Raw genomic sequence first — 16,753 nt, forward strand, 5'->3', positions numbered from 1 at the left:
ATTCAGGCCATGGACCCGTCGACGGCGACGACCGCGGCGTGGGAGCGGTACCTCCCCGGGGCCGCAGTGCTGCGCCGCTACGAGCGTCGCTGGCTGCGGGGCGACGCCGTCTCCGGCGTGACCGTCGCGGCCTACCTGGTGCCCCAGGTGATGGCGTACGCGGCGATCGCGGGCGTGCGGCCCGTCGCCGGGCTGTGGGCGATCCTGGCCCCGCTCGCGCTCTACGCCCTGCTCGGATCCTCGCGACAGCTGTCGGTGGGCCCGGAGTCGACGACGGCCCTGATGACGGCCGCCGGCGTCGGGGCGCTCGCCGCCGCGGCCGGCGGCCCGGACCACTACGCGGAGGTGGCCGCGCTGATGGCCATCGCGGTCGGCCTCGTCTGCCTGGCCGGCTGGGCGCTCCGGCTGTCGTTCCTCGCCACGCTGCTGTCCCGCCCGGTCCTGGTGGGGTACATGGTGGGCATCGCCGTGCTGATGATCGTCAGCCAGGCCGGGAAGGTGGCCCAGCTGGACATCGCGGCCGAGTCCACTCTGGGCACTGCGTGGGAGTTCGTGACCCGGCTGCCCGAGGCGCATCTCCCGACCGTGCTGGTGGCGGGCACGGTGCTGGCGCTGCTCCTCCTGGCCAGGTGGGCGGTGCCGAAGGCCCCCAGCCCCCTGCTGGTGCTCCTGCTCGCGGCGGGCATCGTGGCGGTGCTCGGCCTGGAGCGCTTCGGCTTGGAGGTCGTCGGCGAGGTCCCCGCCGGGCTGCCCATGCCCGACATCCCCACCCCCAGCGGAGTCAGCCTCGCGTCGCTCCTGCCGTTCGCGGCCGGCATCGCCGTGGTCGGCTACTCGGACAACGTCCTGACCGCCCGGGCGTTCGCCGCGAAGCGCCGCCAGGACGTCGACTCGCGCCAAGAGCTGCTGGCGCTCGGCGCGGTCAACATCGCGGCCGGCGTGACCCAGGGCTTCCCCGTGTCGTCCAGCGGGTCGCGAACCGTCCTCGGCGACGCCGTCGGCTCCCGCACGCAGCTCCACTCGCTCGTCGCGCTCGCGTGCGTCGTCGCGACGCTGCTGTTCGCCGGTCCCGTGCTGGCGTCGTTCCCCACCGCGGCCCTCGGCGCCCTGGTCATCTTCGCCGCAACCCGGCTCGTGGACGTCGCGGAGATCCGGCGCATCGCCCGGTTCCGATGGAGCGAACTCATCCTCACCCTCGTCACGGCGGGCGCGGTGATCGGGTTCGGGGTGCTGGCCGGCATCGGGATCGCGATCGCCCTCTCCCTGCTGGACCTCATCCGGCGCATGGCGCACGCACACGACGGCGTCCTCGGCTACGCCCCCGGGCTGCCGGGCATGCACGACGTCGATGACTACCCCGACGCCACCCAGGTCCCCGGGCTCGTCGTCTACCGGTACGACTCCCCGCTCTTCTTCGCCAACGCCGAGGACTTCCTGCGCCGCGCGGAGGCGGCCGTCGCCGCGGCGCACCACCCCGTCCACTGGTTCCTCCTCAACGCGGAGGCCAACGTCGAAGTGGATCTGACGGCGGTCGACACGCTCGACCTGCTCCGCGACCGACTGGCCGCGCGCGGCGTCGAGTTCACGATGGCGCGGGTCAAGCAGGACCTGCACGATCAGCTGGCGGCTGCCGGCTTCGTGGACCGCGTCGGCGAGGACCGGATCTTCGCCACCCTCCCGACGGCGGTGCGGGCGTATGCCGCCTGGCACCGGGAGCATCTGGGCGGCACCCCCGACGGGCTGCCCAGGGAGATCCTCGGCCCGTGAGGGGCCCGCGCCCCCCGAGCCGGCGGCCGGGGCTCCTGCTGGATACTGGGTGACATGGCAGCCGATACCCCCACCCGGTCCCGAGTCCTGGTCGTCGACGACGAGAAGGCGCTGGCCTCCGTCGTCGCCTCCTACATCGAACGGGCCGGCTTCGACGTGACCCTGGCCCACACCGGGCCGGAGGCGTTGGCGGCCGCGGAGACGCAGGAGCCCGACGTCATCGTCCTCGACCTCGGGCTCCCCGGCGTGGACGGCGTGGAGGTCTGCCGGCGGGTACGCACCTTCTCGGACTGCTACATCCTCATGCTGACCGCCCGCGGAGACGAGGTCGACCGACTCGTCGGCCTGTCCGTGGGCGCCGACGACTACATCACCAAGCCATTCTCCGCTCGGGAACTGGTGGCGCGCATCCACGCGGTGCTCCGCCGTCCCAGGCGACCCGAGCCGGAGCGGGGACCGGATGAGCCCCGAGTGGTGGGCGACCTCGTCATCGACGCCGACGGCCGCGAGGTGTGGCTGCACGGCGAGTCCCTGTCCCTCACGAGGACCGAGTTCGACGTGCTCGAGGCCATCTCCGCCACGCCGAAGTCGGCGCTCAGCCGACGCCAGATCATCGACCGGGTGTGGGACGAGGCCTGGGTGGGCGACGATCACGTCGTCGACGTCCACGTGGCCAACATCCGGCGGAAGCTGGGCGAGGACCCCGCCGAGCCCCGCTACATCCTGACGGTGCGCGGCATCGGCTACCGGATGGGCCGCGGATGAGGCCCCGGGCGCACGGGTGGGGCCTCGGCTCGCGGCTCTTCGCGGCGCAGGCCGTGGCGCTGGCGGCCGGGGCGGTGACCGCGGCGGCCGTGGCCGTCGTCATCGGCCCCCCGCTGTTCCACGCTCACCTCATGGAGGCCAGTCGCCCGACGGCGGTCACGGACATGGCTCACATCGAGGAGGCGTTCGTCGATGCGGGACTCGTCTCGCTGGGGGTCGGTTTGGTCATCGCCCTGCTGCTGGCGCTGGGGGTCTCCTGGTACGTGACGCGGCGGATCCGCACGCCGCTCGACCACCTGACGGCGGCGGCCGTGCAGATGAGCCGCGGCGACTACACGGCCCGTGTGGACGCCGCCGGGGCGGGGCCCGAGCTCGCGACCCTCGGCGAGACGTTCAACGCGATGGCCGGCCGTCTCGACTCGATCGAGGTCACCCGGCGCCGGCTGCTGTCAGACGTCGCGCACGAGATGCGCACCCCATTGGCCACCCTCAACGCGCACCTGGAGGCACTGGAGGACGGGGTCACCGCCTGGGACGACGACACCCGCCATGTGCTCGAGGACCAGGCCGAGCGGCTCACCAGGCTGGCGAGGGACCTCGACGAGGTCTCCCGCGCGGAGGAGGGTCGCATCCCGCTGGAGCTGGTCGAGTCAGGACTGGCCCCGCTCGTGCGCAGCGCCGTCGAGGCGCTCGCGCCGCGCTTCGCCACAAAGGGGGTCGCGCTGGAGGTCGACCTGGCCGATGGGCCAGTCACGGTCGACGCCCAGCGCGTCGGCCAGCTCCTGACGAACCTACTGACCAACGCCCTGCGGCACACCCCGCCGGGCGGGCGGGTGCGGGTCACGTCGGCCGTGGGACGCGATGCGGTCGTCGAGGTCACCGACGACGGCGACGGCATGACCGCCGAGCAGCTCGGGCACTGCTTCGAGCGGTTCTACCGTGGCGACACCGCCCGCGACCGGGAACACGGCGGGTCCGGCATCGGCCTCACGATCGCGCGCGCGTTCGCGGAGGCCCATGGCGGCTCGCTGACGGCGTCGAGCCCCGGTCCCGGAGCCGGCTCGACGTTCCGCCTCCGGCTCCCCGTCGAGCGCCCCTGAGTCAGCGGCCGCGGAGCCGCTCCAGGTCCCTGCGCTCCCGCTTGGTGGGCCGCCCGGTCCCCCGGTCCCGCACCGCGACGCGCCCCCTCATCCCCACGATGGGCGGCGGCAGCTCGGGGGTGCGATCCAGGTAGGCCGCCTGGGCCAGCGGCGCCCCGACCCGCTTGTCCAGGTCCGGATCCACGACCTCGATGAGCTTCTCCTGCTGCTCGCGCCGGACGCGGATGACCTGGCCGGGCACCACCTGCTGCGACGCCTTGGCCAGCTTGTCGTCGACGCGCACGTGTCCGCCCCGGACCGCCGCCGTGGCGGCCGACCGGGTCTTGTACATGCGCACCGCCCACAGCCAGGAGTCGAGTCGAGCCATGGCCCCGATCCTAACCCGCCCGAGTTATCCACAGCACCGTCCACAGCTGGGGAGAACTACGCCGCTGTAATTTCCGACCTATGCCCGTGGCTGTGCTCCCTCAGGTGTGGTGGTGTCGCGCTGGATCACCTCGAACGGCGCCATGTACAGGCGCGGCGGCTCCGCGGCGTGGGCGCCCGACGACTGCGTGATCCGCTCGTGCAGGAACCGGACGCTGTTGCGGGCGATGTCGGCCCGCCCGGGGTTGACGCTGGACAGCGAGGGCAGCGAATAGCCCGCGGCCTCGGTGTCGTCGAAACCGACGACGGCGACGTCCTGCGGAACTCTGCGCCCGTGCCTGCTGAGCTCGTGGATGGCGCCGAAGGCCAGCAGGTCGTTCAGGGCGACGATGCCGTCGATCCCGGCGTCCTTGGCCAGGAGCGTCGAGACGGCCGCCGCCCCCTTGTCGCTGTGCCACCGGTCCGTCCCAGCGATCAGGGTCCGGTCGACGGGCAGCCCGTGGGCCGTGAGCGCCTCCTTGTATCCGCGGAGCCGCAGCCCCGATGCGCCCCGCTCCTCGTCGGGATCCGAGCCGATGAGGGCGATCTTCCGGCAGCCGATGTCGATCAGGTGCTCGGTGGCGGCCCGTGCCGCTTCGACATTGCTCATGCTGACGTGATCGAGCCCCACGTCGAAGACGCTCTCCCCGATGAGGACCAGGGGGAAGTCGACGTGGAAGTACCGCGCATCAGCCGGGCCGAGCAGCAGCGGCGAGAAGATCACCCCGTCGACCCCGAGTGCCTGTGCGCCCTCGAGGATGGCGAGTTCGGCCTCCCGGTCGAAGTTGGTCTGCTGGACCAGGACCTTGAGCCCGTAGCTCTTGGCCTCCTCGAGCACCAGGTCCGCCAGCTCGCCGAAGTATGGGTTCTTCAGTTCCGGAATAGCCAGGCTGATCTGGCCGGTGCGCCCCTGCCGGAGATTCCTGGCCGTGACATTGAGCCGGTAGCCCAGCAGGTCTATTGCCTCCAGGACGCGCTGCTTTGTCTCCTCGGTCGCTTTCGGATTGCCGTTGATCACATTGGAGACAGTCTTGGTCGACACATTCGCCAGCCGGGCGACGTCTTGCATCGTCACTCGCCGGGCACCGGCGGTCTTCATCAACAGATCGACCGTCGCGCGGGCGGCTCCGCGTCCCTCAGACTCGCGATGAGCCGCGGCCACACTGCGGGGACCACACCACGTCGAGACTTCACTCCTGCTCCTAGGCAATCGGTGCTTCATCGATGGACCGTGCCAGAAGAGTGACACGACGCACACGGGCTGTCAAGCATGCCAATCGCTCCAAAGGTCCTGCATTGAGGTTGCATTGACGCGCCCGCCTCCCGCGTGGCATCCTCTGGTTCATCGTTGCACCGGAGCGCAAAGGAGCCCGCCCATGAGCACCCCCACCAGAGCCGTGATCAATCTCGACGTGACCGGCCCGACCATCTCCAGGCACCTGTACGGCCATTTCGCCGAGCACCTGGGCGCCTGCATCTACGGCGGCTTCTTCGTCGGCGCGGACTCCGACATCCCCAACGTGCGCGGCATGCGCACCGACGTCGTCGAGGCTCTCAAGGCCATCGACATCCCGAACCTGCGCTGGCCCGGCGGCTGTTTCGCCGACGAGTACCACTGGCGCGACGGCGTCGGCCCGGTCGAGCAGCGCCCCACCGTCGTCAACACCCACTGGGGCAACGTCGTCGAGGACAACTCGTTCGGCACCCACGAGTTCATGGACCTGGTCGACCAGCTCGGCTGCGAGCCCTACATCTGCGGCAACGTCGGCTCCGGCACCGTCCGCGAGATGGCCGACTGGGTCGAGTACCTCACCCGCTCCGGCGAGGCACCCATGTCGGAGCTGCGCCGCGCCAACGGCCGCGACGAGCCGTGGCAGGTGAAGTACTGGGGCATCGGCAACGAGTCCTGGGGCTGTGGCGGCAACATGCGCGCCGAGTACTACGCCGACCTCGCCCGCCAGTACTCGACCTACTGCCGCGAGCACGACGGCAACCAGCTGTACAAGATCGCCGGCGGCGCCAACGTCGACGACTACCACTGGACCGAGACGCTCATGAAGACCCTCGGCGACCTGGGCTGCGGCTGCAACCCCCGCCACTTCTTCGACGCGATCTCCCTGCACTACTACACGATGCCGACGGGCTTCGAGGACAAGCTGTCGGCCACCGAGTTCGACGATGCCACCTACTACCTGACCATGGCCGCGGCCTGGCGCATCGACGAGCTGCTCACGCGCCACGGCAACGTGATGGACGTCTACGACCCCGCCAAGCGCATCGGCCTGGTCCTCGACGAATGGGGCACCTGGTTCGCCGTCGAGCCCGGCACCAACCCCGGCTTCCTGTACCAGCAGAACACCATGCGCGACGCGCTGGTGGCCTCCGTGCACTTCGATTCGTTCCATCGCCACGCCGACCGCCTCGTCATGGCCAACATCGCGCAGACCGTCAACGTGCTGCAGGCCATGCTCCTCACCGACGGCGACACGCTGATCAAGACGCCCACCTATCACGTGTTCGAGATGAACAAGGGCCACCACGACGCCGACCTGCTCCCCCTCAACTGGACCGGCCAGGCTCTGCCCACCCGCACCGTCGGGAACCGGGAGATCGCGCTGGTCTCCGCGTCGGCCTCCACGAAGAACGGCACGGCAATGGTGTCGCTCACCAACCTCGACCTCGAAGCCGCCCACCTCGTCACTCTCGACCTCCGCGGGCACCGGGTCACCGGCATCACCGGCCGCATCCTCACCGCGGGCGCCGTCAACGCCCACAACACCGCGGACCAGCCCGACATCGTGGCCCCGCAGCCCTTCGACGTTCCCGCTGTCACCGACGGCACCCTGACCGTCGACCTGCCCGCGCACAGCTTCGTCACGCTGGAGCTGACCCTGGGCTGACGGGTGCAGGGGTGTGTCCGGCCCGGTCGCCCGGCCGGAGCGGACACGCCCCCTCCGCGGGACCTACGATGAGGCGGTGACCCGCCGTCTGCCGTCGTCCTCCGTCACCGCCTGGGCGGGGCTGATCCTCATCCTCGCTGCGCTCGCGCTCAGCATGTACGCGGTGATCTACGGCCGATGGAGCGAGGAGCCGTTCCTCCCGCAGCGGTTCGACCTGGACCCGCCCTACCGGATCGACCTGGACGTCTACCGGCTCGGCGGGCAGATGCTGCTCAGCGGCGGCGACCTCTACGGCCGGCTCCCCGACACGGCGATCGGCGCCAACCTACCCTTCACGTACCCGCCGCTGGCGGCGCTGCTGTTCGCCCCGCTGGCGTGGCTGTCGCTCGACCACGCCAACCTCGTCTTCTCCCTGGTCACGGTCGCCCTCACGCTGGTCGCGATGACACTGGCCGTCCGGGAGGTCACGCGGCTGCGGGGGCGCCACCTCGTGGTGGCGGGCCTGGTGGCCGGGACCGCGGCGCTGTGGCTGGGCCCGGTTCGCGAGACGGTGGAGTTCGGTCAGGTGAACGTGGCGCTCATGGCGCTGGTGCTGGTCGACGTCGTGGCGGGCCGCGGGAAGCCGTGGCAGGGCGTCCTCACGGGGCTGGCCATGGCCATCAAGCTCACGCCTGCGGTGTTCCTGGCGTACTTCCTGGTCCGGCGCGACTGGCGCGCCCTCGCCACGGCGATCGTCGCCGCGATCGGCTTCACCCTGCTGGGCTTCGCGGTCGCCTGGCAGGACTCCATCACGTACTGGACCCGCACGATCACGGACCCCACACGCATCGGAAGCCCGGCCTACGTGTCGAACCAGTCGCTCACCGGGGCGCTGCACCGGCTGGGCCTGGGCGACACCGCCACGCTCATCTGGTTCGTGACGTGCGCCGTCCTGGGCTTGTCGTTGCTCGTCGTCATGCACCACCTGTTCCGGTCCGGGCAGGATCTGGCCGCGCTGCTCACCATGGGCGTCTACGCGCTGTTGGCCTCGCCCGTGTCGTGGTCGCACCACTGGGTGTGGGCCGGGCCGGCGCTGCTCCTCCTGGTCGTTCGGGCACGGCGACGGCTCAGCCTGACGGCGGCGGCGATGGCCGCGGTGGGGCTGGGGCTGTTCGTGGGGCGCCTGATCTGGGACCTCCCGGACGCCGCGCTCGACGGCCTGAGCCTGACGTGGCAGCAGCAACTGGTCGCCAACGCTCAGCTGCTGTGGGGTGTGGCGCTGCTCGCCTACCTCGCGCTGACGGCGCGCGGAGCGGACGATCGCCCCGTGGCGGCGGACGCCCGCGTCAGTGCTTGAACACCCTGACCGGCCCGACGACGCGCAACCCGACGCGCGCCCCGAGCACGGGCGTTTCGTTGCCGTGGACGCGGGCCCGCACCGACAGCGGACCGCCCGCCCAGCCCTGAGCGTCGCCCGCGACATCGAGGTCGACGACGGCGTCGTGCCCGAAGAACCGCACCGTCGTCACGACGCCGGTGACGGCGCCCTGCTCCGGGGCGGTGAGCCGGATCTGTTCCGGGCGGAGCAGGACGTCGACGGGTCCGCGGGGCACGAACCCCACGACCGACAGCGTGCCCAGACCCGAGCGGACCTCGGGTCCGACGCCCTCGCCGCGGACCATGACCGCGTCGCCCATGAACGCGGCGACCTGCGGGTCGATCGGCTCGCCGTAGATGATGCGCGGCGCCGCGACCTGACGGACGTGACCTCCGCGCAGCACCGCGACCTCGTCGGCGAACGACAGCGCCTCCCCCTGGTCGTGTGTGACGAGGACGACGGTGGCCCCAGCGGCGCGCAGGGCCCGGGCCGTGGCCTCGCGGGTGGCGTGGCGCAGCGCGGTGTCGAGGGAGGAGAAGGGCTCGTCGAGCAGGACCACGCTCGGGCGAGGAGCGAGCGCGCGCGCCAGGGCGACGCGCTGCTGCTGGCCGCCGGAGAGCTGCGCGGGGTACCGGTCGGCCAGGTCCGCCGGGAGCTCGACCAGCTCCAACAACTCCATGACGCGGTCGCGGTGGGCCCGGTCCCGGCCGCGCAGCCCGTGGCGCGGCAGGCCGAAGGCGACGTTGCCCGCGACGCTCAGGTGCGGGAACAGCGCGCCCTCCTGGCGCACGTAGCCCACGCCCCGCCGCTCGGACGCGACCCAGGTCCGCGGCCCCGCGACGACCCGGCCCGCGACGGAGATCTCGCCCGCCGTCGGGCGGAGGAAGCCCGCGATCGCGCGCAGCAGCGTCGTCTTGCCGGACCCGGAGTCCCCGAGGATCGCCGTCGTCGCGCCCTCGGCGACCGCGAGGCTGACCCCGTGCAGGATCTCCGTGGTCCCGTAGCCGGCGCGCAGCTCGCGCACCACCACCTCGCTCATCGCGTGGCCCTCCTGTCATGCGTGATCTGGCGGCGGAGCACCACCGTCAGGGGGATGGACAGCACGATCATCACCGCCGCGTACGGCGCGGCGGCCGCGTAGTCGAGTTCGTCGCTGGCCGCCCAGAACGACAGCGCCAGCGTGTCGGTGCCGGTGGGCGCGAGCAGCAGCGTCGCGGTGAGCTCCGTGGAGATGGCCAGGGCCACGAGCACGAATCCGGCCAGCACCGACGGCGCGGCCAGCGGGAGCACCACGCGGCGCAGGACGCCGGCGCCGCCCTGTCCCAGCGAGCGTGCGGCCTCAGACAGCTCGGGCGGGGCGGCGGCCAGGCCGGAGCGCAGGGACACCATGGCGCGCGGCAGGAACAGCACCGCGTACGCGACGACGACCAGGGCCACCGTCTGATACAACCCGGGCGCCCAGGACACCGCCAGGCCGACCAGCGCCAGCGCCACGACGACGCCCGGGAGGGCGCTGCCGACGAACGTCGCCCGCTCCAGCATTGTCGCGATCCAGCCCCCGCCGCGGCTCAGGAGCAGCGCACCGGGCAGGGCGAGAACGACGGCGGTCAGCCCGCCCAGCACCGCGAGGCCCAGCGTCGAGGCCGTCACACGCATCAGGTCGTCGGCGACCGCGCCGGACTGGCTGGTCCCCACCACGAGCCAGCGGAGCACCAGGATGACGGGCACCGCCGTCGAGAGCGCCGCCAACGCCGCCAGCCCGGCCAGCGCGGGCCAGCGCCACGAGCCGAGCGGGACCCGTGACGGGGGACGCATGCTGCCGGAGCCGATGCGGGCCACCCGGCGACGCCCGCGGGCCACCACCTCGAGCGTGAGGACGCCGAGGCACAGCAGGAGGAGGACGGAGGCGAGGAGGGAGCCCTGGGCGTCGCTGAAGCCGACGGCGTACTGCTGGAGGATGGCGGTGGTGAAGGTCTGGTAGCGCATCATGGCCAGGACGCCGTACTCGGCCAGCAGGTGTAGCGCCACGAGCAGCGCGCCGCCGCTCACCGCCGGACGCAGGCGCGGCAGCACCGCGCGGCGGAAGGCCGCGAACGGGCCCAGGCCGAGCGAGCGCGCCGCCTCCTCCTCGCCCTCGTCGAGGGCGCGCAGCAGGGCCGCCACGGGCAGGAACACGAACGGGAAGTACGCCAGCGTGGTGACGAGGGCCGCACCGCCCAGCCCCACGAGGCCGGGCTGCCAGGACACCCAGGCGTAACTCGACACGAAGGCCGGCACCGCCAGCGGCGCCAACATCAGGGCGCGCCAGATGCCCGCGCCGGGCAGGTCGGTCCGCTCGACCAGCCAGGCCGCCCCGGTGCCGAGGGCCACCGACAGCGGCACCGTGATGGCCGTGAGCACGGCTGTGTTGGCCAGCAGCATGCCGATGCGGGGCCGCACGAGGTAGGCGACCGCCTCGGACCACCCCACCGCGGCGCCCCGCCCGACCGTCACGACGATGGGCAGCAGAACCATCGCCGCCACGACGGCGGCGGCCACGTGGAGCCCAGGGCGGCTAGAGGATCCCGGCATCGGTCATCAGCCGGGTGACCTCGTCGGAGTTCAACGTGAAGGGGTCGACCGGCGGGTTGTCGAGGCTGTCCAGCGGCGGCAGCGCGGGGTCCGACGGCACGTCGATCCCGACGGCGTACTCCATGGACTTCGAGTCGACCAGCACCTGCTGTCCCTCGGGCGAGGTGATGTAGGCGAGGAACTGCTGCGCGAGCTCGGCCTTGTCGCTGCTCGCCAGGACGCCGCCGGCCGACAGCGACACGAAGGCGCCGGGGTCCTGGTTGCCGAAGTAGTGGAGCCGGGTGTTGGCCGACCCCTCCTTGGAGCCGGCCTGATCGCGGTACCAGTAGTAGTGGTACATGATCCCGACGGGAACCTCGCCCGCGTTGACGGCCTTCATGGTCGCGATGTTGTTCTGGTAGGCGTTGGCGCCGTCCTGCAGCGCCGCCAGCCACGCCCCCGTCTCCTCCTCGCCGCGGTCGGCGAGCATCCCGGCGGCGATGGCCTGGAAGTCGGCCCCACCCGGGGCGCAACCCCAGCGGCCCTTCCAGGAGGGATCGGCAAGGTCCATCATCGACACGGGCAGCTCGGCCTCGCTGATCTGGTCGGGGTTCCAGGCCAGCACCGTCGAGCGGGCGGCGATGGCGATCCAGTCGGCGCTGGAGGGTGCCATGTCGGTGGGCACCTGCGCCAGCGTCGCGGGATCGACCGGGGCCAGCAACCCGGCGCGCTGCACGACCGTCATGGCCGGTGAGTTCTCCGTCAGGAAGACGTCGGCGGGGCTGCGGTCGCCCTCCTGGACGATCTGATGTCCCATTGACGAGTCGGATCCGCGGCGCACCTGGGTCTTGACGCCCGTGGCGGCGGTGAACGCCTCCGCCCACGCGGCCGTCACGTTCTCGTGCTGCGAGGAGTAGATGAGCAGCGCCTCCGGGTCGGCGACGAACTCGTCTCCGCCGTCGCTGCCACACGCGGTGGCGGCCAGCGGGGCGGCGGCCAATCCGGTGAGCAGGAGGCGTCGGCTGAACTTCGGGGTCACGGGGCGATCCTCTCGGGGGTGGGGTGCGGGGAACGGAGTGGCACGAGGAGGTCCTGGAGCCGGGAGATGGGGCCGGCGGTGAGCCGCCAGAGGATCACTCCCGCGGCGAGGGCCGCGAGCGTGCGGGCGAGTGAGTCGTCGGTGACCGTGCGGCTCATCAGGGTCAGGACGTGAAACTGGATGAGGTAGATGTGGAGGCTCGCCGCGGCCAGCACGGTGACGAGCGGCACGACGAGCGACGGCAGCGGCACGCTGCGCACGAGCGCCAGCACCGCGATCCCGCCCGCGATGACGGCGTTGCGCGCCGGATCGTCGGGGAAGTAGCCGAGCGTGCCGAGGAGGGCGAGGGCCAGGGTGAGCTCGGTGCGCCGCCGGGTCCGGGCCACCGCCAGCGCCATGCCCGCGGCGAACAGCCAGAAGACCGTGGGCATGATCCCGCGCATCGGGCTGTCGTGGTCGACGCTCAGGATCGCGAACCGCGACACCAGGCCCGCGACCAGCAGCGCCACCGCCACCCGCCACGGGTCCGCGAGCCAACGGCGCGCCAGTGCCGGCACGGACAGCAGCGCGGTGGCCAGCAGCACGCACAGGACCAGCACGTCGACGAACCACAGCTCGTTGCGCCGGGCCGTGGCGATGTTGCCCGTGGCCCAGTTGACGAGGAACACGTTGCCCCAGCCGTAGCGCCCGTACGTCATGCCGATGAGGGCCGTGACGGCGGTGGGGACCGCAACGCCGATGAGGAGCCGCGTGCCGGATCGCCATCGGGCGGCGACGCCGGCCGCCGAGAGTCCGAAGAGCGCCGTGCTGTAGCCCGCGACCGCCATGAGGGTGTGCGCCCCGCCGAGGATCCGGAACAGCTCGGCGTGCGAGCCGCAGATGATGACGGCCGCGATGGCCCGGAGGATGACCGAGGCCTCCAGCCGCTGCCAGCGGCGCGGCCGGGAGGTCGTCGAGGCCGGCGCGGTGGGCGCGGAGTCGATCAGCTCGCGCAGGGGGCGGTGGTGCCAGTCGGCGGGCAGGTCCCCGAGCACGGCTGACAGCCGCGCCGCCGCCTGCACATGCGTGAGCGAGTCCCCGCCGAGCGCCACGAAGGATCGGTCGAGGTCGACGTCCCCGACGCCGAGCACGTCGCGCAGCGCCGCCGCGACCCGGACCGCGGCACCCGGGGAGTCGATCCGCTGTCGGGAGTCGGCGCACTCCTCGGGATCGGTGGCGCGGACCAGCACGTCGCACCCGGCGCGGTCCACCTTGCCGTTGGCGAGCCGCGCGAGCGGGGCGACGGCGACGCGCACGTGCCCGACGCCCAGGCCCGCAGCCTCGGCCGCGAGGCGCCGGACCCGGCTCGCCGTGGTGTCGCGAGGTTCGCCGGGGACTGGCTCGGCCGCGACGCGCAGGCCCCCGTCGTCGCCGGTCACACAGGCCACGAGGCCCTGTCGCTCCAGGGCTGCCTCGACACGGGCGAGGTCGATGCGCAGGCCGAGGACCTTGACGAAGCCGGCGCGCCGTCCGACGATCCGCAGCCGGTCGCCGTCGAGTACCCCGAGGTCGCCGGTGCGCAGCTCGGTCACCATGCGCCCGAGCGCCAGGTCGTCGGGATGCTCGGCGTAGCCCAGCATGACGCCCGGCCCGGTCACCACGATCTCGCCGCTGATGCCGTCGGACTCCGGCACGTCGCGGTCGAGACGCAGCTGGGTGCCCGGGACGGGGCGGCCGACCGTCGACGGCGAGGTCAGGGTCGCGCCGGGGTCCTGGACCGCGATGCGGGCGGTGGCCTCGCTCTGGCCGTACATGACGGACAGGCCCCAGCCGTGTGCCGCGCCCAGCTCCGCCGTCCGGCGCACCCGGTCCTCGGCCATGCGGCCCCCGGCCTGCGTGATCAGCCGCAGTGAGGGGTGCGGGCGCTCCAGCACGCCGGTGGTCTCGGCGAGTTCGATCATGTGCGGCACCACGGCCAGCGTGGTCACGCCGTCGTCGACGGTGTCCCAGAATCCGGCGTCGAGTATCGAGCGGTCCGTGAGCGCGACCGAGGCGCCGATCGCGAGGTGGCTGTGCAGGACGGACAGGCCGAAGCAGTAGTGGAGGGGAAGGCTGGTGACGCCGCGGTCCCCCGCGGAGAGGCCGAGGGCCGCCGCGATGGCGTGCGCGTTCGACGTCAGGTTCGCGTGGGACAGGCGCACCAGCTTCGGGGATCCCGTGCTGCCCGAGGTGCTGAGCAGGAGCGCGAGATCGGGGTGCAGGAGGTGTCGGGGCGCATCGCCGTCGTGGAGGGGGTCGATGCGGCCGGCGCGGACGTCGAGGTCCGCCGGCCAGGCGCGGCGGACTGCGTCGGCGGCGTGTCCAGGGGGCAGCAGGAGCGCCACATGCCCGGCCTCGAGGACGGCGAGGTAGGCGACGATGTCGTCCACGGTGGCGCCGAGTTCGATGTGGGCGAGCCGGCGGTCACCGGTTCGCAGCCCGGACGCGACGGCGTCCACCCGGCTGCGCAGGGTGCCGTGGTCGACGACTGCGCCGTCGGGCGCGATCAGCGCGGGCCGCGCGGGGTCGACCCGACCCGCGGCGGGGAGAGGGCTGGGCGCCCCGCGCCTGGTCAGTGTCCGAAGTTCCTGCACCGGCTTAGGGTAACCTCAGGAGACGGATTTCAACAAAGCAGAGGTTGCCAAAATCGTGGTGTCGATCGTGGACGTGTGGTGGGCCGACCTGCGCTCCGCCGACCTGCGCCGGGCGGACCAGCTCCCGCCCCCGGAGCGCGCCCGGGTGGCGGAGCTGACGACACCCGCCGATCAGGGCCGCCGCCTCGTCGGAGCGCTTCTGCTGCAGTCAGCGCTGCGGGTGGCCCGAGGGCTTCCCTCCGAGGCCACCGTCGGCATCGACCGCACCTGCGACGCGTGTGGCGCCCAGCACGGCCGCCCCGTCGCGGCGGATGGAGCGGGACCCCACCTGACCGTCAGCCACTCCGGCCTGCTGATCGCGGTGGCCGCCTGCGCGACGGCACCGGTCGGCATCGACGTGCAGCGGATCGGCGACGCGCCGGACGTCGCGGCGTGGGTGGCCCTGGAGGCACGGATCAAGGCCGGGCTGGCCGCCGGGGAGGGCACCGAGCTCGCCCTCGCGCCGCCCCTCCCGGGGTACGCGGCGGCGCTGGCCGTCGGCGCCGCCGCGGACGTGACCGTCCGCCTCCACCTCACCTAGCACCGTCAGCCGGGGAGGAGACCCAGGTCGCGCATGGCACGCACGGTGTCGCCGACCCCGTCCTCCGCCCGGACGAGCTCCCCCACGTCCCGGGCCCGGGCGGCGAACCCCGGCGCCGCAGGCCCGTCCACCAGGTCACCGATCAGCCGCGTCAGCCGGGGCGCGTCGAGACGGGGGAACGGCACGGGCTCCGGCCCGACGCCCAGCGCCGCCAGCCGGGCGGCGTGGTACGGCTGATCGACGCCGAACGGCACCGCCACCGAGGGGCGGCCGGACCGCAGACCGGTCTGCGAGCTGCCCGCCCCGCCGTGATGCACGAGGCCTGCCATTCGGGGAAACAGCGCCTCGAAGGACACGTCGCCGACGGCGAAGAGACCGTCGTCCAGCTCGCCGACGTCCGCCGCCGTCGGGGCCATCGTCACCAGGCGCCGGCCGCTCCGCACGGCAACGTCCCGGAGGAGCGCGAGCCCCTCGGCGCCGGTCGTCGGCGTGAAACTGCCCACCCCGACGAACACCGGCTCGGCGCCGCCCGCCAGGTATGCCGCGAGATCGGCCGGAAGCTCCTCGGCCGGGGCGGCCAGGTAGCCAGTCTGCCGGGCGAGTGGCGGCAGGCGTCGCGGCGGGGGGACGAGCGTGGGGCTCGCGGCGACGATGATGGGGTGACGCCCGGGCGCCGTCGCCGCCCCACGTCGCGGTTCCCCCGACCCCAGCTTCTCGCGGATGATCCCGGCCAGCGGCGCCCCCAACCCGGTCGCCGCCCGCCAGCTCGCGGCTGTCGCCCAGCGGTTCACGGTGGCCCAGGGCGTGAACCACCGCGAGAAGCAATGGCTCTCGGGCTGGGACGTCGGCAACTGGCCCGTGAACAGCATCGTCGCGGCCCTGCCGCGGACGGCTTGAGCGACGGCCACCGCAGCCTCGGCCGCGAGCACCCCACCCACCACCGCATCACCCGGACGGACGGCCCGCAGGATCGCGTCCGCGAACGGCTCCGACACGGCACGCACCCAGTGCCGCAGCAGCCAACCCTGCCCGGTCAGGGTCCCGGCGACCCACCGGTACCGCCGCGCCATCGCGAGCGCCGGGGCCAGCTCCGCGTCGACCGGCTCCACGGCAGCTCCGTAGCGCCCCGCCAACTCGGCGTACTCGGCCAGCGCCACGACGCGCGCGGGCACGCCGCGCCGGACAAGCTCCCCGCCCAGGACTGCCAGAGGCTGCACATCCCCCCGCGACCCGAGGCCGATCAGCACCACCGACATCTCATCCTCCCTGGCCGCAGCATGGCGCATCACTCTCGTGAGCGCCACCCTTGACAATGTATAACCGAATGGTTGAACATGGATGCATGACCGTGATCGAGGAGGAACGCGCCGACGCCCTGTTCCATGCCCTCTCGGACCGAACACGGCGGGACATCCTGCGCCGGGTCCTGGCCGGGGAGCAGTCGATCACGGCCCTGGCGGCGCACTACGACATGAGCTTCGCCGCCGTCCACAAGCACATCACGGTGCTCGAGAGATCCGCCCTGGTCTCGCGCCGGCGTCAGGGGCGGGAGTCCCTGGCCAGCGGCAACGTCGAGGCGGTGCGGTCGGTGGGCAGCATGCTCGCCGAACTCGAAGGCATCTGGCGCGGCCGCGTGTCGCGCATCGACGAACTCCTCGACACACCCCAGGAGGGTTGA

Annotated in this window: 14 protein-coding genes; 7 read left to right on the plus strand and 7 right to left on the minus strand. The window is 72.7% G+C overall.

The genetic code is table 11. The features are described 5' to 3' along the window. Positions 1–9 precede the first annotated feature (9 nt). From BCR15_RS11250 to BCR15_RS11260, 3 genes are read left to right on the plus strand one after another with little or no spacing between them, the layout of a single operon-like run. Positions 10–1,767 carry a SulP family inorganic anion transporter gene (locus BCR15_RS11250; RefSeq protein WP_068752304.1) on the plus strand — a complete coding sequence of 586 codons (1,758 nt, stop codon included), beginning with the start codon at positions 10–12 and terminating at the stop codon, positions 1,765–1,767. A gap of 54 nt (positions 1,768–1,821) precedes the next feature. Beyond that, on the plus strand, positions 1,822–2,532 hold the full coding sequence (locus BCR15_RS11255; RefSeq protein WP_068752305.1) for a response regulator transcription factor: 711 nt from the start codon (positions 1,822–1,824) through the stop codon (positions 2,530–2,532). Further along, complete coding sequence (locus BCR15_RS11260) at positions 2,529–3,632, plus strand: sensor histidine kinase (protein WP_068752306.1); 1,104 nt, start codon at positions 2,529–2,531, stop codon at positions 3,630–3,632. Before BCR15_RS11255 ends, BCR15_RS11260 begins: the two co-directional genes overlap by 4 nt. A gap of 1 nt (position 3,633) precedes the next feature. On the opposite strand, the gene BCR15_RS11265 is transcribed toward BCR15_RS11260, so the two are convergent. Both BCR15_RS11265 and BCR15_RS11270 read right to left on the minus strand, forming a co-directional pair. After that, on the minus strand, positions 3,634–3,999 hold the full coding sequence (locus BCR15_RS11265) for an RNA-binding S4 domain-containing protein (RefSeq protein ID WP_068752307.1): 366 nt from the start codon (positions 3,997–3,999) through the stop codon (positions 3,634–3,636). A gap of 78 nt (positions 4,000–4,077) precedes the next feature. Next, positions 4,078–5,106: a LacI family DNA-binding transcriptional regulator gene (locus tag BCR15_RS11270; protein WP_068752407.1), complete on the minus strand. Its 1,029-nt coding sequence runs from the start codon at positions 5,104–5,106 to the stop codon at positions 4,078–4,080. A 307-nt stretch (positions 5,107–5,413) separates the two neighbouring features. On the opposite strand from BCR15_RS11270, the gene BCR15_RS11275 reads away from it, so the two are divergent. Further along, positions 5,414–6,937 (plus strand): alpha-N-arabinofuranosidase, encoded by a 1,524-nt coding sequence (locus tag BCR15_RS11275; RefSeq protein ID WP_068752308.1) that lies wholly within the window; start codon positions 5,414–5,416, stop codon positions 6,935–6,937. Between the two features lie 76 nt (positions 6,938–7,013). Further along, a complete protein-coding gene (locus tag BCR15_RS11280) occupies positions 7,014–8,273 on the plus strand; it encodes a glycosyltransferase 87 family protein (protein ID WP_068752309.1) in 1,260 nt (419 codons plus the stop codon). Here the strand turns inward: BCR15_RS11280 and BCR15_RS11285 are convergent. From BCR15_RS11285 to BCR15_RS11300, 4 genes are read right to left on the minus strand one after another with little or no spacing between them, the layout of a single operon-like run. Continuing rightward, the gene (locus BCR15_RS11285) at positions 8,263–9,333 is read right to left on the minus strand and encodes an ABC transporter ATP-binding protein (RefSeq protein WP_068752310.1); all 1,071 of its coding nucleotides are present in this window, start codon (positions 9,331–9,333) and stop codon (positions 8,263–8,265) included. The genes BCR15_RS11280 and BCR15_RS11285 overlap by 11 nt on opposite strands. Continuing rightward, entirely contained in the window at positions 9,330–10,832 is a 1,503-nt protein-coding gene (locus BCR15_RS11290) for an ABC transporter permease (RefSeq protein WP_228383455.1), read from the minus strand. The genes BCR15_RS11285 and BCR15_RS11290 overlap by 4 nt, the downstream gene beginning before the upstream one ends. A 16-nt stretch (positions 10,833–10,848) precedes the next feature. Next, positions 10,849–11,883, minus strand: coding sequence for an extracellular solute-binding protein (locus BCR15_RS15360; protein WP_068752312.1), 1,035 nt, complete (start codon positions 11,881–11,883; stop codon positions 10,849–10,851). Then, complete coding sequence (locus BCR15_RS11300; protein WP_068752313.1) at positions 11,880–14,495, minus strand: AMP-binding protein; 2,616 nt, start codon at positions 14,493–14,495, stop codon at positions 11,880–11,882. Before BCR15_RS11300 ends, BCR15_RS15360 begins: the two co-directional genes overlap by 4 nt. A 55-nt stretch (positions 14,496–14,550) precedes the next feature. On the opposite strand from BCR15_RS11300, the gene BCR15_RS11305 reads away from it, so the two are divergent. Next, positions 14,551–15,075, plus strand: coding sequence for a 4'-phosphopantetheinyl transferase family protein (locus BCR15_RS11305; RefSeq protein WP_068752314.1), 525 nt, complete (start codon positions 14,551–14,553; stop codon positions 15,073–15,075). A gap of 5 nt (positions 15,076–15,080) precedes the next feature. Here BCR15_RS11305 and BCR15_RS11310 read toward each other — a convergent pair whose 3' ends face one another. Further along, positions 15,081–16,379 (minus strand): glycosyltransferase, encoded by a 1,299-nt coding sequence (locus BCR15_RS11310; protein ID WP_141680121.1) that lies wholly within the window; start codon positions 16,377–16,379, stop codon positions 15,081–15,083. A 38-nt stretch (positions 16,380–16,417) separates the two neighbouring features. Between BCR15_RS11310 and BCR15_RS11315 the strand changes: the two genes are divergently transcribed. Next, on the plus strand, positions 16,418–16,753 hold the full coding sequence (locus BCR15_RS11315; protein WP_068752316.1) for an ArsR/SmtB family transcription factor: 336 nt from the start codon (positions 16,418–16,420) through the stop codon (positions 16,751–16,753).

This window comes from Tessaracoccus lapidicaptus (assembly GCF_001693815.1).
In the GTDB taxonomy this organism is placed as follows: Bacteria; Actinomycetota; Actinomycetes; order Propionibacteriales; family Propionibacteriaceae; genus Arachnia; species Arachnia lapidicapta.